16 protein-coding genes are annotated in these 18,345 nt (G+C 65.3%); 6 read left to right on the top strand and 10 right to left on the bottom strand.

The annotated features are described in order from the left end of the window. Positions 1 to 4 precede the first annotated feature (4 nt). On the bottom strand, positions 5 to 670 hold the full coding sequence (locus ACNI3R_RS18790) for a helix-turn-helix transcriptional regulator (RefSeq protein WP_426186187.1): 666 nt from the start codon (positions 668 to 670) through the stop codon (positions 5 to 7). A gap of 256 nt (positions 671 to 926) precedes the next feature. Between ACNI3R_RS18790 and ACNI3R_RS18785 the strand changes: the two genes are divergently transcribed. Then, positions 927 to 2,042, top strand: a complete 1,116-nt coding sequence (locus ACNI3R_RS18785) for an acyl-CoA dehydrogenase family protein (RefSeq protein ID WP_426186185.1) — start codon at positions 927 to 929, stop codon at positions 2,040 to 2,042. A gap of 128 nt (positions 2,043 to 2,170) precedes the next feature. Here ACNI3R_RS18785 and ACNI3R_RS18780 read toward each other — a convergent pair whose 3' ends face one another. Further along, positions 2,171 to 2,941 carry a ThuA domain-containing protein gene (locus ACNI3R_RS18780; RefSeq protein WP_426186183.1) on the bottom strand — a complete coding sequence of 257 codons (771 nt, stop codon included), beginning with the start codon at positions 2,939 to 2,941 and terminating at the stop codon, positions 2,171 to 2,173. Then, complete coding sequence (locus tag ACNI3R_RS18775; protein WP_426186181.1) at positions 2,938 to 4,356, bottom strand: aromatic ring-hydroxylating oxygenase subunit alpha; 1,419 nt, start codon at positions 4,354 to 4,356, stop codon at positions 2,938 to 2,940. Before ACNI3R_RS18775 ends, ACNI3R_RS18780 begins: the two co-directional genes overlap by 4 nt. Before the next feature lie 154 nt (positions 4,357 to 4,510). On the opposite strand from ACNI3R_RS18775, the gene ACNI3R_RS18770 reads away from it, so the two are divergent. Genes ACNI3R_RS18770 through ACNI3R_RS18760 form a run of 3 tightly spaced genes read left to right on the top strand, consistent with a single transcriptional unit; the run spans position 4,511 to position 6,884 of the window. Continuing rightward, positions 4,511 to 5,293 carry an SDR family NAD(P)-dependent oxidoreductase gene (locus ACNI3R_RS18770; protein WP_426186179.1) on the top strand — a complete coding sequence of 261 codons (783 nt, stop codon included), beginning with the start codon at positions 4,511 to 4,513 and terminating at the stop codon, positions 5,291 to 5,293. Beyond that, the gene (locus tag ACNI3R_RS18765) at positions 5,290 to 6,108 is read left to right on the top strand and encodes an SDR family NAD(P)-dependent oxidoreductase (RefSeq protein ID WP_426186177.1); all 819 of its coding nucleotides are present in this window, start codon (positions 5,290 to 5,292) and stop codon (positions 6,106 to 6,108) included. The genes ACNI3R_RS18770 and ACNI3R_RS18765 overlap by 4 nt, the downstream gene beginning before the upstream one ends. After that, complete coding sequence (locus tag ACNI3R_RS18760; RefSeq protein WP_426186175.1) at positions 6,105 to 6,884, top strand: SDR family NAD(P)-dependent oxidoreductase; 780 nt, start codon at positions 6,105 to 6,107, stop codon at positions 6,882 to 6,884. Before ACNI3R_RS18765 ends, ACNI3R_RS18760 begins: the two co-directional genes overlap by 4 nt. 60 nt (positions 6,885 to 6,944) lie before the next feature. Here ACNI3R_RS18760 and ACNI3R_RS18755 read toward each other — a convergent pair whose 3' ends face one another. From ACNI3R_RS18755 to ACNI3R_RS18730, 6 genes are all read right to left on the bottom strand, one after another. Next, positions 6,945 to 9,185: a TonB-dependent receptor gene (locus ACNI3R_RS18755; protein WP_426186173.1), complete on the bottom strand. Its 2,241-nt coding sequence runs from the start codon at positions 9,183 to 9,185 to the stop codon at positions 6,945 to 6,947. Between the two features lie 145 nt (positions 9,186 to 9,330). Next, on the bottom strand, positions 9,331 to 10,119 hold the full coding sequence (locus ACNI3R_RS18750) for an enoyl-CoA hydratase-related protein (protein ID WP_426186171.1): 789 nt from the start codon (positions 10,117 to 10,119) through the stop codon (positions 9,331 to 9,333). 221 nt (positions 10,120 to 10,340) lie between these two features. Continuing rightward, positions 10,341 to 11,273 (bottom strand): LysR family transcriptional regulator, encoded by a 933-nt coding sequence (locus ACNI3R_RS18745; protein WP_426186169.1) that lies wholly within the window; start codon positions 11,271 to 11,273, stop codon positions 10,341 to 10,343. Between the two features lie 62 nt (positions 11,274 to 11,335). Next, positions 11,336 to 12,850 carry an acetyl-CoA acetyltransferase gene (locus tag ACNI3R_RS18740; RefSeq protein WP_426186167.1) on the bottom strand — a complete coding sequence of 505 codons (1,515 nt, stop codon included), beginning with the start codon at positions 12,848 to 12,850 and terminating at the stop codon, positions 11,336 to 11,338. Positions 12,851 to 12,906: 56 nt separating this feature from the next. After that, positions 12,907 to 15,291 carry a CaiB/BaiF CoA-transferase family protein gene (locus ACNI3R_RS18735; protein WP_426186165.1) on the bottom strand — a complete coding sequence of 795 codons (2,385 nt, stop codon included), beginning with the start codon at positions 15,289 to 15,291 and terminating at the stop codon, positions 12,907 to 12,909. 184 nt (positions 15,292 to 15,475) lie between these two features. Then, on the bottom strand, positions 15,476 to 15,745 hold the full coding sequence (locus ACNI3R_RS18730) for a hypothetical protein (RefSeq protein WP_426186163.1): 270 nt from the start codon (positions 15,743 to 15,745) through the stop codon (positions 15,476 to 15,478). A 256-nt stretch (positions 15,746 to 16,001) separates the two neighbouring features. On the opposite strand from ACNI3R_RS18730, the gene ACNI3R_RS18725 reads away from it, so the two are divergent. Continuing rightward, positions 16,002 to 16,178 carry a hypothetical protein gene (locus ACNI3R_RS18725; protein ID WP_426186161.1) on the top strand — a complete coding sequence of 59 codons (177 nt, stop codon included), beginning with the start codon at positions 16,002 to 16,004 and terminating at the stop codon, positions 16,176 to 16,178. 32 nt (positions 16,179 to 16,210) lie between these two features. Here ACNI3R_RS18725 and ACNI3R_RS18720 read toward each other — a convergent pair whose 3' ends face one another. Then, positions 16,211 to 16,951, bottom strand: a complete 741-nt coding sequence (locus ACNI3R_RS18720) for an SIMPL domain-containing protein (RefSeq protein ID WP_426186159.1) — start codon at positions 16,949 to 16,951, stop codon at positions 16,211 to 16,213. 213 nt (positions 16,952 to 17,164) lie between these two features. Between ACNI3R_RS18720 and ACNI3R_RS18715 the strand changes: the two genes are divergently transcribed. Continuing rightward, on the top strand, positions 17,165 to 18,337 hold the full coding sequence (locus tag ACNI3R_RS18715; protein WP_426186157.1) for an efflux RND transporter periplasmic adaptor subunit: 1,173 nt from the start codon (positions 17,165 to 17,167) through the stop codon (positions 18,335 to 18,337). Positions 18,338 to 18,345 lie beyond the last annotated feature (8 nt).

Genomic DNA, 18,345 nt, shown 5'->3' with positions numbered 1-18,345 from the left:
GCGCCTATTCGTTGAGCGAAATATAGCCCAGCTGGGCGGCCTTGAAGACGGTCTGGCTGCGGTTGACCGCGTTCAGCTTCAACGACGCGTTGTGGATATGGAAGCGGATCGTCGCACGGCTGCGCGACATGATCATGCTGATCTCGAGGTCCGTCTTGCCGATCGCCGCCCAGCGCAGGCATTCGACCTCGCGCTTCGACAGACGCGTCTCGGGCGGCAGCGCCTGGGTCGACCCCATCACATGGACATAGGTGCCGATGAAGGTGCGCGCATAGATGCCGAAGGCGTCGCCATAAGCGAGAAACTCCTCCGACAGGTCGAGCTTGGTCTTGTCGAGCGGGTTGAAGCTCACCGCGCCGATCTGACCGAACGGCAAGTGCACCGGCACGACGATGGCCGCTCGGGTCATCGCCCGATGCTCGAAATTGGTCAGGTCGATCGAGTCGAGATAGGCGTTTGGCTGACGGGTAAAGAAGCCCTCGGCGCTGACCCAGAAGGGCTCGCTCTCGAACCGACAGGCGCTGGTCAGCGGCGAATCCAGCGCGATCCGCGTGCTGCGCCACCAGACCTTCTCACCCGACCAGCCGAACACGTCCTCGGCGAGGATCTTGCCCTCGGCATCGACCGGTGTGCGCCGTCCCGCGATGTCGTGCGCCGGCGCAACGCGCATCCCGCATTCCATGGCGATATTGTGCAGCGCCTCGGCCGCGCGGCGAATGTCCTGCTGGCTGGAAACCCGGACAGCGTCTATGCGCGCCTGCGTAAGCAGAATCCATCTCCTCTGGTCGGCTTGCGGCTTTCCGGCGGGCACCCTAGCCAAGCCGGAGCGCTTAGACAATCGCCACCCCCCTCCCGCAACCTGATACTTTGCCCAGCACGGTTGATGACAGCTTGATGATAGGAAGGCTGCCAGAAGGGGATGTCAGGTGAACTTCGATCTTTCCGAAGACGAGGAAATGCTGAAGGCCTTGGCCGAACGTTTCGTCGTCGACCATTATGATTTGGACAGCCGCCGCGCCTATCTGAACGAGGCGCACGGCTTCTCGCCCGCCAACTGGGCGCTGCTTGGCGAACTGGGGCTCCTCGCAGCGCCTTTCGACGCCGAACTGGGCGGCCTGTCGCTCGACGCGACCGGTATCGCGACGATCTTCGAAGCGCTCGGACGCGGCCTTGTCGTCGAACCGCTCGTGGAAAATATCCTCCAGGCCGGTCGCCTGTTCGCCGCTACCGCTCCTGAAGCGCTGCGCGACGCCTGGCTCCCCGGTGTGCTCGACGGATCGAAGCGGATCGCTTTCGCACATGCCGAGCTCGGTTCGCGGGGGAATGCCCTGTGGCTGGAAACCCGTGCGACCATCTCGGATGGCGGCATCAGCCTTAGCGGCAGCAAGCCTTTCGTCCCGGCCGGATCGGGCGTCGACGCCTATATCGTCAGCGCACGTACGGGCGGCGCGGCCCATTCGCTGGACGAGGTAGCCTTCTATCTCGTCCCCGCCGGCAGCCCCGGCCTGACCTATCGCAGCTGGCGCATGGCCGACGGATCGATGGCGGTTGCGCTCGATCTGCGGGACGTGGTCGTCGACGCGGGCAACAGGCTCGACGGCGGCATGGCGGCGCTGGCCGAGATCGACGATCTGGTCAGCCTCGCCCGTTCGGCGGAAGCGCTCGGCATCATGGAACGCCTGTTCGCCGAAACGCAGGAATATCTGCGGACGCGTGAGCAGTTCGGCGCCAAGCTCGCCAGCTTCCAGGCGATCCAGCATCGCATGGTTGCGCAATATACCGCGATCGAACAGTCGCGGGCGCTGCTCAATCTCGCGCTCGTTTCGTGGGGCGAGCCGGATTTCCATCAGGCGGTCCTGGGCCTGCGTGCGTTCGTCTCCCCCGCCTCGATCGAGCTGGGCCATGAGATGATGCAGTTCCACGGGGGCATGGGCGTCAGCGACGAGTTGATCATCGGTCATGGCCACAAGCGCCTGCTGGTCCTGTCACGCTGGCCGGACGATCCCCAAACGGCACTCGATCGGTATGCGGGCAACGCCTGATCAGGCCATCGGCCACTGAAACAGAAATGCCGTGACCGGAAGGTCACGGCATTTTCCGTAGCGCTTCATCTATGCTGCGGCGAGCGCGTCGACCGAAATCGCGCTCGATCGGACAACAGCTGCCTGCCTCAGGCGGTCTCGCGCTGCTTGATCCAGCCGATGCCGCGACGCAGAAGGTCGTAGAAGACCGGCAAATCCCAGGCGCACCGGTCGACCGAGGGCCACCAGTCGAGCATAGGCTGCAAGTCATAATGCCCGCGGCAATGGCCCAGGGTCAGGTAAAGCACCGCGCCCTTTCCGTGCTGCTTGATGTAGAAGACGGGCTGGGTGCCCAGCGCGTCTGCGGCCTCGACGAAGCCGGTGCCCGGCTCGGTGCACTCGGTTTCCAGCAGCACGTGCAGATCACCATGGGTTTCCAGATGGTAGAGCTCGTCGGTCGTATCGAAGGGTTCGACGCCGCGAACCAGCTCATGTTCGGGATCGGCGACCGTCACACGATAAGGCGCGATCGGCGGATGCGAGATGAACTGGCTTCCAAGCATGTCCATCATCAGCGGCGCCCAGCGCGGCGCGTCCCACAGGCCGTTTTCGAGCAGACGCAACACCGAATTGGTGCCGTGTAGCGCATACCAGCGCCCGCCCTTGGCAAGCCAGTCGCGCAGTGCCTCCTGCGCCTTGAGCGACGGCGTCACGTCGCAGGTATAGGTGATGATGATGTCGGCGGCGGCGATCGCCTCGATATTCTCATAATCCTCGAACACCCGCGTGCGCACGCTCTGGTCCTCGGCCAGAAGCTTGAGCAGCTCCAGACGAGCGAAGTCCATGTCGTGCCACACGCCACCACAGATCAGCACACAGTCGATGCGCGGCGGGCGCGCTTCGCTACCCGCCTCGCTCATTTGCGCGCGCCCAGTTCGCCGTTGATGTACTTCTCCATCGTCTGGTGGAACTGGCGGATGCGGATTTCCTGATAATCGGCCAGCTGGACCTTTCCGGTCTTCGAGCAGTGGAGCCCTTCCTGAACGAAGGGCAGATTTTCCATGTCCTGCTCGAACACCGGGCCGAGGCCACCGAGCTCGGCCGCTGCGGTCCAGGGCTCATCGGGCCCGAGCATGTGCAGTTCGCAGCTGCGCGGGATCGGCTCGCCCTTCTTCACGCGGGACAGGATGCGCACCTCCATGATGCAGGTGTCGGGCGTCTTGCCCGGCTTCCAGCGATAGACGATGTTGGGCATATAGCCGCCCCACGGGGCGAAGTTCGGGAAGACATTGTAGACGAGCGCGTCTAGCAGCTCGGCGTCGGTCGCTTCCGAATGGTCGTAGCCGGTCTGCTCCTCATAGCTCTTGCGCATCGCAGCACCCAGCGCCTCGCGCGCCGTCTGCCCTTCGGGAACGGTAACCGCATAGGGATCGCCCGACGGGTCGTAATTGTCGGCAGAGCGACCATTATATTTGATGAACTCGTCTACGATCCACTGCTGGCTCTTGCCGTCAGGATCGAGGTGCGGGCTGAGCACGCCGAAGGGCACGAGATTGACGTTCACATTGTCGCCCCAGAACCAATAGGCGCTATTCGCGTCGCCCGAGAAGGGCAGCAGCTGCGGGTGGGTGACGACGGTGTGCCAGGCTTCCATGAAGGCCTCGGCGGTCACCTTCCAGTTGGCCGGCACTTCCTTGGCCACCCAGATGACCGTCGTGCATTCCTCATGCCGCCAGCGCTTGAAATGCTCGGGCAGCGGCGCGAGGAATTCCTCGAGCGTCGGGCCGCCCGGCTCCTCGCGCAGGAAGATATAACCGCCCCAGCGGCCGACCTCGGCCTCCGGCAGCGTCAGCTCCTTCGGGTCGAGATGTTTGAAGTCCCACTGGCAGGGCATGTGGGAAAAGCTGCCGTCCTTCTTCCAGGTGAAGCCGTGGAACGGACACTGGAAGGTGTCGGCGCTGCCGTCGTCGGTCCGCAGCTTGCGGCCGCGATGGAGACAGACATTGTGAAAGGCGCGGACCGAACCGTCGTCCTGACGGCTGATCAGGAAGGACCGGCCGGCATTTTCATAGACGACGAAATCGCCGGGCTCGGGCAAATCTTCTTCGCGGGCGGCGAACTGCCAGACATAGGGCCACATCCGCTCACGCTCGAGCTGGGCAAAGGCCTCGCTCGTGTAGCGCTCCGCAGGGATCGGATCCGAGCCGAGATATTCGTAGCTTTCCTGGGTCAGGATCGCCGGAGCGGCGCGGGAGTCCTGAGCCATCAGGTCTTCCCAGCTGGTTCCGGGGCACCGCTCGAAGCCGCCGCCCTGCTTCGGATCACGTTCGGCCATGGTCGAATCCTTCATCCTAAAGATTATGCGTTTTGCCGGTTGTGCCCCGCAGGCGTCGGCGCCGTCACCTTATCGAAAGCATAGGTTGCGCGGTCGGCCAAATCCGCGAAACAGATAGTCCGGTTCTGCAGACATATATGGTTGGGAGAGTGCCGTGAGCAAACGGCTTGAAGGAAAGGTGGCGCTGGTCACCGGAGGTACCTCTGGCATCGGCGCCGGTGCCGTTCGCCGGTTCGTCGAGGATGGCGCCAAGGTCGTCTTCACCGGCTCCAACGCCGCCGCCGCCGAAGAACTTTGCGCCGAGACCGGCGCGACCTTCGAGACGCACCGGGTCGAGGAGGCGGCCGCATGGCCCACCCTGATGGAGCGCATCCTGTCGACCCATGGCCGGCTCGACATCGCCTTCGCCAATGCCGGCACGGAACAGGGCGACACCAATATCGAGGACGTCTCGATCGAGGCCTGGAACAAGGTGATCGGCGTCAACCAGACCGGGGTGATGCTGACCGTGCAGCATGCGATCCGCACGATGCGCGACAATCCCGGCGGCCCGACCGGGTCGATCATCATCAATTCGTCGATGAACGCGCACCGCGCGCTCGGCAATTATGTCAGCTATTCGGTATCGAAGTCGGCGGTGATCGCGCTGGCGAAGTCGGCCGCGCTCCATTGCGGCGCCAAGGGCTACAAGATCCGCGTCAACGCGGTCCTGCCGGGCGTCGTCGAGACCGCGCTGATCAAACAGATCATCGCCAAGTCGGGCGACGAGGCCGGAGCGCGCGCCGCCTATGAGGGCATGTCCCCGCTCCGCCGCATGGCGACAGTCGAGGAAGTCTGCGGCCTCGTGTCATGGCTGGGATCGGACGAGGCGGCTTTTGTTTCGGGTGCCGAATATGTGATCGACGGTGCCAGCACTGCCGGGATGATGGGCGTATGAGCAATAGCGGAGCACGGCGCCTCGAAGGGCGCGTCGCCTTCATATCGGGTGGTCTGCGCGGCATCGGCCTCGCGGTCGTCGAGCGCTATCTGTCGGAGGGCGCCGAAGTCGTCCTGTCCGACCTCGATGCGGCGGATAGCGATGTCGTGAAGGAAACCATGGCGAAGCTGGGGCAGGCTGCGAGCTATGTCTCTGCCAATGTCACCAAGGAAGAGGATTGGGCCGCGGCGCTCGACCATGTGAAGAAGCAGCATGGCCGGCTGCACATCCTGGTGAACAATGCCGGCACCGACCTGACCGGACCGGTCGAGACGCTGACCATGGACGCCTGGCGGCGGATCATGGCCGTCAATGTCGACGGCGTCTTCCTCGGCACGCGCACCTTCACGCCGATGCTCGCCGAGAGCGGCGCCGGCATCAAGGGCGGGTCGAGCATCATCAACATCAGCTCGATCATGGGCCTCGTCGGCTATAGCGAGGTTTCGGCCTATAATGCGACCAAGGGCGCCGTCCGCCTGTTCACCAAGGGCATCGCGATCGAGTTCGCGCAGAAGCGCACCCCGATCCGCGCCAATTCGGTCCATCCGGGCTTCGTGCTCACCCCGCTGCTCAACGCCGGTTTCCAGCGCTGGGTCGATCAGGGCGTCGCCGAAAAGCCGCAGGACCTGATCGACACGATGGCCGCGACGACGCCGAGCGGCCGGCTCGCCGATCCGTCGGAAATCGCCGGCGCCTGCTATTTCCTCGCCAGCGAGGACAGCAGCTATGTGACCGGCGCCGAGCTGGTCGTGGACGGAGGATGGACGGCACAATGACGATCGCTCTCGACAATGTGGTGGCGGTCGTCACCGGCGCCGCCGGCGGTATCGGCCGGGAAATCGTCAAGGCGATGAAGGCCGCGAATGCGACCGTGATCGCGACCGATCTCAACGAGCCCCCCGCCGATATCGGCGCCGATGCAGTGATGCGCCACGACGTGACCAAGGCCGAGGACTGGGCCGCGCTCGCCGCGATGATCGAGCGCGACTATGGCCGCCTCGACGCGCTGGTGAACAATGCCGGCCTGTCGATCGTCGGCAAGATGGAGGACACCCCCCTCGCCGAATGGCACCGCGTCAACGCGATCAACGTCGATTCTGTCGTGATCGGCACGCAGGCGCTGCTGCCACTGCTCAAGGAGGGCGGCAAGGCCCGCAAGGGCGGTGCCTCGATCGTCAATTTCTCCAGCGTCGGCGGCCTGCGCGGCGCGGCGTTCAACGCGGCCTATTGCACCAGCAAGGCGGCGGTGAAGATGCTGTCCAAGTGCCTTGGCGCAGAGTTTGCCGCGCTCGGCTACAACATCCGGGTGAACAGCGTCCATCCGGGCGGGGTCGACACCGGTATGCTCGGGTCGATCATCGACCGCTATATCGAACTGGGCGCCGTGCCCTCGCGGGAGGTGTCGGAAGCCGCGATCAAGGCGCGCCATCCGATCGGTCGTCTCGGTCGGCCCGACGAAATGGGCGGCGGCGTGGTCTTCCTCTGCTCGGAAGCCGCCAGCTTCGTGACCTGCGCCGAATTCCTGATCGACGGCGGCTTCAGCCAGGTCTGATACCATAATGGAGGTGCCTCGCAGGCGGAGACCGAAAGTTCCCGCCTGCGACACCCCCTTTTAGTATGAGAGGCCCAGCGTCAGGCCCCAGGTCCGCGCGACTTCGCGGCTGGCGAAGGCGAAGGGCCCGGTGATGACCTTGCGATAGAGCCGTCCGTTGCTGTGGAAGGCGTTCTGCACGAAGGCCGACAGCGTCACATTCTTGCGGTCGTCCAGTTCGTGGCGATAGCCGATCGACGCATCGACCGTCGCATAGGCATCGATGAAGTCGCGGTTCAGACCCGTCGTATCGCGGATGACCGACGTCGCGAACTTGTCGGTCCATTTGTAATTCGCGTTGATCAATATCTCGCCGCCCGTCGCTTCGACCGGAATGGTCGCATCACCGCCGAAGCTGACCGACCATTTCGGCGCATAGCGCAGGTTGCGCAGATTACGGATGTCGGCCCCGGCGGACAGGAAGGCGTCGTATTTCCCATCGATATAGCCGAACGCAGCGCGCAGGTTCAGCCAGCGGGTCGGCGCCAGCTGGAACTCGCCCTCGACACCCTGTAACGTGGCCGAAGCCGCGTTCTGCACCTGGGTCTGGGTGATCAGCGGGTTGATCGGCGACGCAGTGATCACCTCTTCCTGCTTGTTCTTATACTTCGCGCGGAAGACCGTGACATTGGCACGGGCGCGGTTGTTCCAGAAGGTCGTGCGCAGCCCCGCTTCATAGCTGTCGACCGTCTCGGGCTCATAGGGGCCGATCGCTGTGGTGACGGTAGCGCGGCTGTTCCAGCCACCCGAGCGATAGCCGCGCGACCAACCCGCATAGACCATGATGTCGGGCGTGAAGCGATAGTCGACCGTCACCCGCGGGGTGAACTTGCTGAAGGTCACCGCCGGATCGGCGCAGGGCGCATAGGCCGAAGACGCATCGGGGCACTGGCCGGTAACCGCGCCGCTCGTCGGATTGCGGAAGCGGATGTAGAATTTCTTCTTCTCGTGGGTGTAGCGACCACCGACCGTGAGCCGCAGCTTGTCGATCGGCTCGACATAGGCCTCGGCATAGGCGGCATAGGCGTTGAGGTCCTGCCCGGCGTCGAAGAATTGCGAGCGGTTGCCGGTGACGATCGCCTGCTGCACGAGGTCGAACTCGGACTTCATATAATAGACGCCGGCGACGAAATCGAACGCCCCGCCCAGATCGCTGACCGCGCGCACTTCCTGGCTGAACTGGTTGGCGGTCTGGTCGCGCAGCGACACGAAGATATGTGCGCCGTTCGCCAGCGGTGCACCACCGGTGTTCTCGACGTTCAGCGCGTCCTTCTGCTTGGTGTAGTTGGTGATCGATTCGAGCGAGACGCCGTCGATCACGTCCAGCTTGGCGTTCAGCGTCACCGCAGTGTGCTTCAGCTTGGCCTGGAACGGATAGTCGTCGAGCGCGAGCTTATAGCCGCTGTCCTTGATCCGCTCGCCCTGCGTCCCGATGCAGGCGCCGAAAGCGACGCAGAAGGTCTGGCCGGGGGCCGACAATGGCACCAGGCTGGGATATTTGGATTTGTCGTTGATATGGTCGATCGACAGCGTCGCGTCGAACGCCGAACTGGGGTTGAAGCGCAGCGCGCCGAACAGCGAATAGCGATTGATGCCGTCCTCGCGCTTGCCGTCGCTGGCACGGCGCGTGAAGCTGTCGCTACGCTCGCGATAGCCACCAATCTTCAGGCCGAGCACATCCCCGACGATCGGCGCATTGGCGACGACCTTATATTCGCGCACGCCATAGCTGCCGACCGTGACCTGGCCCTTCAGGCCCCAGTCCATCGTCGGCTTGGTGCGCTTGATGCTGATCACGCCGCCGATGGTGTTGCGACCGAACAACGTGCCTTGCGGACCGCGCAGCACCTCGATCGCGTCGATGTCGAACGTGTCCATCATCGCGCCCGTGTTGGACGCGAGGAAAACGCCGTCGACCGAGACGGCGACCGCCGGCTCGAACGAGCGGTCGAGATCGCCAAAGCTGATGCCGCGGATCGAGGCGGACATGCCGCCGCCGGTGAAGGGATGCCGGCCGAGTTCGACATTGGGCATGAAGCGTTCGATCGAGTCGACGTCAGGAATGAAAGTGCGCTCGATCATGGCACCGTCCATCGCGGCGACGGCAACCGGCACCGACTGCAGCGATTCCGAACGTTGGCGGGCGGTAACGATGATGTCCTCGATCCCGCCGGCATCGGTCGACTGCGGCGCCGTCTGCGCCCAGGCCGGCCCAGCGGCGAGCGCCAATGCGGTGGTGGCGAGCAAAACCCTGTTTCTCATGTCAGACCATCCCCTTACCTGTCTTGATTATCGAAAGCCGGCTCCAACCGGCGACGCGCACACTCCTCCGGTGAGCGCCAGCACAGCCGACGCCCCGTCTTGCCTGTCCTGCCAAGGGCTCGATCGGACCGCGCCGAATGCGCGATCAGCGGCCCGTCCAGCGGGGGGCGCGCTTCTCGACGAATGCGCGCGGACCTTCCGCGAAATCCTCGCTCACCACCAGCCGGTCGAAGGCCTTTCGCGTGGCCGCGATCGAAACATCCTCGGGCACCTCGGCCGCGAGCCGGGCCACCTGGAGGCTTTCGCGCACGGCGATCGGGGCGTTGGCGCAGATCGCCTTGGCCAGGCCCAGCGCCGTCTCCACGACCTGCTCCGCCGCAACGACGCGGTTGACGAGGCCGAGCGCCTCGGCGCGGGCAGCGCCGATCGGCTCACCGGTCGCGATCATCTCGAGCGCGATCGCGCGGGGCAGCTGACGAGGCAGGCGATAGATGCCACCGGCCCCGGCGATCAGTCCGCGCTTGACCTCGGGCAGGCCGACGATCGTCTCGGTCGACACGACACGCAGGTCGCAGGCGAGCGAGATTTCCAGGCCGCCGCCGAGCGCGCTGCCCTTGACCGCCGCGATCCAGGGCTTGACCCGCCTGGCTTCGACGAATCCGGCGAAACCGCCGTCGGGGGTGCTGAGTTCGTCGGCACGGCCGGCCGCGACTTCTGCGAGATCGGCCCCTGCGCAGAAAGTCGGTCCCTCGGCGGAAGTTATGACCACCGCCCAGATGTCCGGGTCCGCTTCTGTCTTCTTGACGATCGCGTCGAGCGTGCGTGCAACCGCGCCGTTGACCGCATTGCGCTTGGCCGGGCGGTTCAGCGTCACGAGGCCGATATGCTGCTCGACGACTTCGTAAAGCACCACATCGTCTTCGGTATCAGCCATATTTCTCTCCAGACCAGAACAAGCGCAAAAGCCCCTTGGTGGGCGATCCATCGATGTCGGAAGAGCGGCCTTAGCCTTGCGCCTCCAGTCGGAGCCGCATTTTGCCCGATGCGCGCCATGGCGCGCGAAGGACATCCTCTTCCATCACATGCCGGCGTCTTTTCGGGCGTCCGGCTTAGGTTGAGAGGCTATGTAGCGAGGTCCATCGCGTCTAATATGTATCAGACCGTGGTTGAGACGAAATTGCTATCAACCTTGGCTTGCGCGACTTCGCTCGCCAGCCTCCAAAGCGCGCGCACCGCGGAACGGTCGTCATTCTCGCGCCTGACGAGATGCAGCGCCACGGTGAAGTCTGTTTCAGAGAAGGGCAATATCGTCAGATCGGGTCCGAGATTCGATGCCGCGTGCCATTCGCTCATCAGGACGGGCACATGCGATCGCATCGCATGCTGCCGAATGCCTGCGAGTGATGACTCGGGCAGCGGAAGAACCTCGATCCCGTGTGCAGACAGACGGCCCGCGATGCTGTCGTAGAAGATCGGATTGATGTTGCGCCGGAAGCTGGCGATCTGCTGCCCCCGCAGTGATTCCAGCGAGATGTCCGGCCCCAGAGCATCAGCCCTCTCCCGGTCCACGAGCAGCGCCCAGCGGAAATGGGCGAGGTCCAGCACCTCGCATCCTTCGCGCTCGAACGGTCCGACGGTGAATGCCAGGTCGATCTCGTGCCGCATCAGCGCATCGACCAGCTGCGACGACCAGGCGTTGACGATCTCGATCTCGATCCGGGGATGGCGGCGGAGGAACAGGTCGAGCAGAGCTTCGCGCGCGGGAATTTCCGCAGAAAAGTCCGGAGCGCCCAGCCGCAGCGACTGGGCCTGGTTCGCGCGCATGTCGCGCGCGACCTCGGCGACCATATTGGCGGCTTCGACATAGCTGCGCGCGGGCTTGAGAAAGGCGTGGCCCTGTTCGGTCAATAGCACGCCCCGGTTGCGGTTACGCAGGAACAGCTGGAAACCGATCTGTTCCTCGAGCTTGCGAATCTGGACCGACAGCCAGGGTTGCGCGACGTGGAGCGTTTCGGCCGCCCGCGTGAACGACAAGGTGTCGGCGACCGCCACGAACATGCGGATCTGCCGGATATCGATGGGCGTCACCTCTGTCCTCCCCGTCCGCGGGGCGCCGTTGGCCGGCGCCCTCCCGTCCGGTTATGGTCAGATCAGCCGGACATCGTCCAGATTGCCAGACCTTCGGTCCGTTCCGAAACTATTCCTTTCGCGCCTATGGATTGTTTGTCCTCAGCCATCAGCATCCCGATCGTCGCGGTATCGGTCTCGGGCACGCGCGCGACGAACCGTGCGCCATCGGGCGTGCGGCCGATGATGGTGGCGTGGCGCGGCTGGCCGTGGCGGTCGAACGGGATGGTGTAGGTTTCGATCTCGCCCGGTCCCGCATAGCTCTCGAGCAATTCGGGGACCTTGCCGCGCTTGGCTTCGGCCAGAGCTTGCACGTCATAGTCCTGCGGAAAAGTTCCGGCGGGAACGGGTTCACGGCTGAACAGCATCGAATGGCTGTGCGTCGCATAGCCGCCATTGGCGACGATGAGACCGTGGCGACCGCCTTCGCGCAGCTTCGCGACCATCCGCGCGGCGGCATGCATCATGCAATTGCCGATCGGACCGCCGCCGAAGGTCAGCCCGCCATAGACCGAACAGGGCCGATCGAGCGGCCAATTCAGCGCACGGCGCGCCAGCTTCGGCACGATCGGGAAGCAGGAATAGAGCTCGACATGGTCGACATCGCCCGCCGCGACGCCATTGCGATCGAGCGCGGCGTGGACGGTCGTCTCGAGGCTTGCAGCACGCGCATAGCTGTCGCGGCGCAGAAAATCCTCATCCTCATGGGCTGCCGCGCCGGCGCCGATATAGACGATGCGGCTTTCGTCGACGCCAAGCTCGCGCGCCTTGGCGAGGCTCGCAACGATCACCGCCGCGCCCATGTTGACGCTCGAATTGGCGACCATCAGCTTGGTATAGGGGAAGCTGACCATGCGGTTGTCGGGCGTCGGCGTCGCGATCGTCTCGGCATCGACCGGCTTGCGGATCCAGGCATAGGGATTGGCGGCGGCGACCGCCGCAAAGCCTTCGCCGATCCTGCCGCTTTCGGCCTGCCCCTCGGCCAGCGACTGGCCCCAGGCCGCACGGGCGGCATTTTCATATAGTGGGTAGACGTCGATCGGCGTGAACAGGCCATGCTTGCGCGCCAGCGGCTTGGCATTGGCGAGAGCGACCTCCGCGATCGAACTCTTCGGCGGCTCGCGACCTGCGGCGATATCGGCCTGCGCGCGTTTGGCGGCGGTGCGCAACGCCTCGGCCCCGACGGCGGCTGCCAGTGAAATCTCGCCGCGTCCGATCAGATTGGCGGCGTCGTTGATCAGCTTGATCGGCCCATCGCCGCTCGCCTCATGCGTCTTCAGCAGATGCGTGGGCCTGCGCCCCATCAGCGCCGCCACCCGCTCCTGCGGCGCTGGATCGGGGAAGGAAATCTCGTCCTCGACCCCCAGCCAGTCGAGCGCGTCGAGGATATCGACACCGCTGTCGGCCTCGGCCTCTTCGAGCGCTGCCAGCATCAGCTCGAAGGCGTCCATGCCCTCAAGGTCGTTAGCCGGCCGATCGAGCACCTCGCCGATGCCGATGATCACGGGAATGCGGCTTTCGTCGACGCTCGAATTCATGCCTGTCTCCTCAATCTCTGGTCTTCTATCTGTCCATGGTCCGCAGCGCGGAAGCCCTAGGCGGGCGATCTTTCGCCGCGACCGAGCCCGGCAGCGAGCATCTGTTCGATCTTCGGGTCGACACCCTGCAAGGCGCCGGAGGCAAAGAGGCCGTCGATCTCGCCTTCGGGCATTGCCAGCCAGTCGCGCACGACCTCGGCGCTCTGCTGCCCCATCAACGGCGCAGGCATGGCAGGCAGCGCACGGACCGCTTCGGAGCGCGCGTGGAAGCGCTCTGCGATCACGTCCTCCTCCAGATGCGGATGGCGGTCGACACGGAACAGGCCGCGCTCGCGATAATAAGGGAAGTCGGGAAGGTCGGCGATGCGCAGCATCCGCGCAGCAGGGACACCAGCCGCCTGCAACGTCTGCATCGCTGCATCGGCGCCCTGCGCGATCATCCAGGCCGAAACCGCCGCCTCGATCTCCCCCCGCCGCACAAGCCGGCCGGCCCTTTCGGCCAAGGCGTGGTCGGACAGCCAGTCCGCCCGTCCCATCACCTGGGCGAGCGCTCTCCAGTCCTCGTCGTCCCGGACGGTGACGACGCACCAATTATCGTCGCCCGATGCTCGAAACACGCCCCACGGCGCATCAAGGGGCGCGTTCCAGTCTGCGATCCCGGCTGCTTTGCCGGCAATCTCTGCCGAGAAATGATCGAGCATCACGTCGAGCTGGGAGATCGACGCCGTGCCCCCGCGCCCGGTCGCGGCGCGGCGATGGAGCAACGCCAGCGTAGCGATGACCCCATAACGCGCTGCCGAATGGTCGGGGTAGATGGTGACGGCATCGCTGTGCGCCGCCGGATCGTCGGGATAGCACCATTTGCTGGTCAGGCCCGACGCCGCACGGACGAGCGGCCCATAGCCCATCCGGTCCGCCCAGGGGCCATCCGCCCCGAAAGCGCTGCTGTCGACCATGATGATGCCCGGATTGACTGCGGCGATCGTGGCGTAGTCGAAGCCGAGCGATTCCATCGTGCCAGGCTTGAAGTTGGACAGGATCACGTCGGCTTCCGCCGCGAGGCGCAGGAACAGCGCCTTGCCCTCCGGGTGCCGCAAGTCGAGCCCCAGGCTGCGCTTGTTGCGATGCCCGGCGGCAAAGCCGACCGACAGGCCCGTAGGCAGATAGCTGTGCCGGGTCCCATCCGGAAAGGCCGCGCTCTCGACTTTGACGACATCCGCTCCGAGATCGGCAAGCAGCCGCCCCTGCTCCCCCCCGACCACGATCACGCCGAGGTCGAGGACCTTGAGGCCGGTCAGAGGAAGCGCGGTCGTCGGCATCTCACGGGTGCGCTTCGCAGCAGCCTTTGTCGACGCTCCCACGCTGTCCCCGAACCGGATCGGGCTGTCGGGAATCCACACCCGTCTGCCGTCGGCCAGCAGCGTCTCGGCCAGCACGCCGCGCGCTTCGACATGATCGGTCGCGAGACATTCCTCCAGTGTCAGCACCGCAGAAATCGGAACGCCCTGCAACGCACCTTCGGCGACGAGATCGGCCTTGCTCCGCTTGGCGAAGAAGGCCGCAATCGCCTCCTGCAGCGGCAACGACGCCTGCCGGACGTCGAGCCGGTTGAATTCAGGCCCCGCAAAGGCCGGCGGCGACCCCATCCAGCGGAACATGTTCTGCCACTGGCGCGGTGCCAGCACGCAGATCCGGACCTTCCCATCGGCACAGGCGTGGATCGGGTACAAAGTCCCAGCGGCCGGGCGTCCGGGCGGCAGCGCCGCCGCCGAGCGTCCGAGTGTGGCGCTGCCGGCGATACCGAAGCCCGGGTCCAGCGCCTGTACGGCCCCATCGAGCAGCGAGAAGTCGATCCGGTCGCCCTGCCCCGTCCGCTGCGCGGCGTGGAGTGCGGCCATCGCCACGAAGGCACCCTGCGACATCGCGCATTCGAGCGCCAGCTGGCCCGGCGGCAGCAGGGGGGGGCGCCCGGCGATACCCGATCGCGACAGTTCGCTCGACAGGGCGTGCAGCACCGGATCGGTCGCCTGCCAATCGCTAAACGCATTGCCCAGGCCGAATCCGCTGACCGTCATCCGCACCGCGCGGGATTTCAGAACCGCGTCGAAGGCGGCGGCGGGGACGCCATAGTCCTCAGCCAAAGGATAAGGCAGCAGCAGAAGATCAGCGTCACGGGCGAGATCGCGCAGCTGGCGCGCGCGTTCCTCGATCGAACCGGACAGGACAAGCCTTTCCTTTCCCGCATCTGCGACCGCAGCCGTCAGAGCCGCCTTGCCCGTGATTGCGGGGTGGTCGACCCAACAGAGGCGCGGCATGAACACCTTCGCGCCGAGATCCGCGAAGATGTGCCCGATCTTGCCCAACTCGCCACCCAGCAGATCGACGACCAGATGGCCCGCCAATGGCGCCGACGCCGCGTCCTGATCCCTGCGACGAGTCATCGCTCGTCCCGACAGCTATGGCTGCGCTGCATCCCACTTCCCGACATCTATGCTTTTCTGGCGGAAAATGTCCGGGAAGAGACCGGGGCTGTCCAATACGCAATATGGTGGATTTGATAGCGATTCCTTATGAACGCCTGTCCAGAACCCTTGGTCTTTGGCCTATGTCCGTTTGCACGCGACGCTACGCTATGCCATCCTGCGCGGACGGTCCGCCGCTAATGGGCGGCATCGCCTGAGCCTGGTCAAGAGAGAGGACGACCAGCGGCGGATCGGCGCTGAAATCGAAGATCGGGCCGATCTCGGCCGACACCCGAGCGGCCACCACGCTGCCAGTCGGTATGCCGCGCCCCGCTGCGGAGCTGACGAAGATGACCTCCGAGCCTGCCGCCGGAACGCACGTCACTTCCGCTTCGAAGAGGCATTCGCCTCCGACCGAAAAGCGCACCAGCATATCTCCTCCCCGCACCCGCATCCCCACCCAACACATGCTGTCATCGCGCCTGATCATTATCAGCGGGAGGAAAGTTCGTTGCGTGCAGGGGATGCCACGCCTGACGCAGACGCGGCAGCCGTGATTGATCCGGTTTCGTATCACGAGTATATGGTGGTGATCGGGGATGGCTCGATCGCTGGGAGCGATCGGGAGCAGCGAGGCGTAGCCGGTTCAGCTTTGCCTGCCTTGTCAGCCATTCGCCGGAGCAACCACCATGGAAAGCGCGCTCATCCGATGGTTCATCGCGGGAGTCTTTCTCGCCTTCCTCGCCAGCGTCGTCATTGCCGACATCGTCGGCCGCATCCGCCGTTCCTCATCGCGCCGACGATCCCAAACAGGCTTTAGACCGCCGCAAAGGCAAAGCGGATGGAAGGCCGGCGGGCGGCGGTGACGCCACGCTGCGCGCGCGTCACCGCCGGACCATCATTCGAGTTCGAACGTCACAGAAATACTGACCGACATCTTCTGCTCGCCGGCTTCGATCATCGTGTCGGCAGCGGCCTCCTTGCGCACCATCGCCATCGCAGCCATCGGGCGATAGATCGGCATGGGTTCGGTCGAGCCTTCGCTGATCGCGAGGATACGCTTGACGCGCATGCCGGCTGCGCGGGCATAGAGATCGGCGCGCTGCTTCGCCGTGGCCACGGCCTTCTCGCGCGCCTTGTCGAGCAGGGGCTCGGGCTTGTCGATCGACAGCGACGGGCCATCGATCTGGTTGGCGCCCGCAGCAACCAGCGCGTCGAGCACGGGGCCTGCCGCCTTGATATCGCGGAACTGCACGCTCACACGCGAAGACGCCTGATAACCGGTGATCACCGGCGGCTGGTTGTCGGCATAACGGTATTGCGGGCTGAGCGAGACCGAGGTGGTCTGGATGTCGCGATCCGCCACGCCAGCCTTGCGGATCGCCGCGACGGTCGCCGCCGTGCGCCGGGCATTATCCTTCATCGCCTCGGCGGCGGTGGGTGCCTGCGTTACGACCCCTGCCCCGACGGTGGCGATGTCCGGAATGGCGGTGACTTCGCCGGACGCGACGATGTCGAGCCGCGTGCCGATCACCGGCGGATGGCCCGGCGGAAGCATCGGCTGCTGCGCCATCAGCGGCGCTGCCGCAGCTGCGGCCAGAAGCGCCGCGCCACCGAACCGGGAAAAACTAACTGCCATATTGGTCTTGCTCCTGCTTTGCCGCAACTCCCCGTGCGTGCTATCCGCACTTTGGTGGATCCTCGCTGCACGCGGCATGAACGCCTTTCGGGACCGTTATGATCCCTGCGGCTTTCGTCTCGAGCGCTGCCCCTTGAGCGGGGTGATGTATTAATATAATACAGCTGGATCGAAGCGAAGGGGGCCCGCGCGGCCGATTACGGGATTATGGGGATGAACGTCGAATCCGGCATCCAGACGGACTACAGGGCTTATGACTTCGACGAGGAGCAGGCCCGCCGCCGCCGCTGGACCATCATCGGGGCCGCTGTTGCGGGCCTGATCGCGCTTGGCGTGATCGGATATGTCCTGTTCGGTGGCGACAAGGCCAAGCCCGCCGCCCCGCCGGCACCCGGCGTGACCGTGATCATCCCCGGCAGCACCGATGTCGTCACCACCGTCTCCGCAACCGGCACGCTCGCTGCGAAGCGTGAGATGCCGGTCGGCATCGCCGGCGAAGGCGGGATGGTCCAGGCGGTGCTCGTCGAACCGGGCACCTGGGTCAAGGCGGGCCAGACATTGGCGGTGATCGAGCGATCGGTCCAGACGCAGCAGGCCGCCTCGCTGGCCGCCGGTGTCCGCGTCGCGCGCGCCGATGCACAGCTGGCGCAGGCCGAGCTCGACCGCGCCAAGGCGCTGGTCGCCCGTGGCTTCATCTCCAAGGCCGATATCGACCGCCGCACCGCCACCCGCGACGCGGCAGTCGCCCGCGTGGCCGTGGCCGAAGCGCAGCTCGGCGAAAGCCGCGCCCAGATCGGCCGGCTCAGCATTCGCTCGCCCGCCTCCGGCCTCGTCCTGACCCGCGCGGTCGAGCCGGGCCAGGTGGTCGGCGCAGGTGCCGGCGCGCTGTTCCGCGTCGCGAAGGACGGCGAGATCGAAATCCGCGCCCAGCTCGCCGAACAGGACATCGCCCGGCTGAAGGTCGGCGATACCGCGCAGGTCACCCCGATCGGCGGCAGTCGCGCCTTTACGGGGACGGTGTGGCAGATCTCCCCGGTCATCGATCCGCAGACGCGCCAGGGCACGGCGCGCATCCAGCTGCGCTATGACCCGGCGCTTCGCCCGGGCGGTTTTGCCAGCGCGGCGATCCGCAGCGGTACCGTCAAGGCGCCGCAGTTGCCCGAGTCGGCCGTGCTGCACGACGACAAGGGTTCTTTCGTCTTTGTTGTCGGTCCCGACGACAAGGTGATCCGTCGCGAGGTTAAGACGGGCGACGTGTCCGATGCCGGCGTCGTGGTGCTTTCGGGCCTGCAGGGCAACGAGAAGGTCGTCCTGTCCGCAGGTGCCTTCCTCAACCCCGGCGACAAGGTCACACCGCAGCTGTCCAACCGCCCCGCCGCCCGCTGAGCGAGGAA

It is taken from the genome of Rhizorhabdus antheiae, from assembly GCF_049889055.1.
In the GTDB taxonomy this organism is placed as follows: Bacteria; Pseudomonadota; Alphaproteobacteria; order Sphingomonadales; family Sphingomonadaceae; genus Rhizorhabdus.
This window is presented reverse-complemented; position numbering and strand designations above follow the sequence as displayed.

What these genes read in the sequence shown, in the direction of transcription:
- ACNI3R_RS18790 (WP_426186187.1), bottom strand. Translation starts at nt 670, where the DNA reads ATGCGCGTTGCGCCGGCGCACGACATCGCGGGACGGCGCACACCGGTC.
- ACNI3R_RS18780 (WP_426186183.1), bottom strand. Translation starts at nt 2,941, where the DNA reads ATGAGCGAGGCGGGTAGCGAAGCGCGCCCGCCGCGCATCGACTGTGTG.
- ACNI3R_RS18775 (WP_426186181.1), bottom strand. Translation starts at nt 4,356, where the DNA reads ATGGCCGAACGTGATCCGAAGCAGGGCGGCGGCTTCGAGCGGTGCCCC.
- ACNI3R_RS18765 (WP_426186177.1), top strand. Translation starts at nt 5,290, where the DNA reads ATGAGCAATAGCGGAGCACGGCGCCTCGAAGGGCGCGTCGCCTTCATA.
- ACNI3R_RS18760 (WP_426186175.1), top strand. Translation starts at nt 6,105, where the DNA reads ATGACGATCGCTCTCGACAATGTGGTGGCGGTCGTCACCGGCGCCGCC.
- ACNI3R_RS18755 (WP_426186173.1), bottom strand. Translation starts at nt 9,185, where the DNA reads ATGAGAAACAGGGTTTTGCTCGCCACCACCGCATTGGCGCTCGCCGCT.
- ACNI3R_RS18750 (WP_426186171.1), bottom strand. Translation starts at nt 10,119, where the DNA reads ATGGCTGATACCGAAGACGATGTGGTGCTTTACGAAGTCGTCGAGCAG.
- ACNI3R_RS18740 (WP_426186167.1), bottom strand. Translation starts at nt 12,850, where the DNA reads ATGAATTCGAGCGTCGACGAAAGCCGCATTCCCGTGATCATCGGCATC.
- ACNI3R_RS18735 (WP_426186165.1), bottom strand. Translation starts at nt 15,291, where the DNA reads ATGACTCGTCGCAGGGATCAGGACGCGGCGTCGGCGCCATTGGCGGGC.
- ACNI3R_RS18730 (WP_426186163.1), bottom strand. Translation starts at nt 15,745, where the DNA reads ATGCTGGTGCGCTTTTCGGTCGGAGGCGAATGCCTCTTCGAAGCGGAA.
- ACNI3R_RS18725 (WP_426186161.1), top strand. Translation starts at nt 16,002, where the DNA reads ATGGAAAGCGCGCTCATCCGATGGTTCATCGCGGGAGTCTTTCTCGCC.
- ACNI3R_RS18720 (WP_426186159.1), bottom strand. Translation starts at nt 16,951, where the DNA reads ATGGCAGTTAGTTTTTCCCGGTTCGGTGGCGCGGCGCTTCTGGCCGCA.
- ACNI3R_RS18715 (WP_426186157.1), top strand. Translation starts at nt 17,165, where the DNA reads ATGAACGTCGAATCCGGCATCCAGACGGACTACAGGGCTTATGACTTC.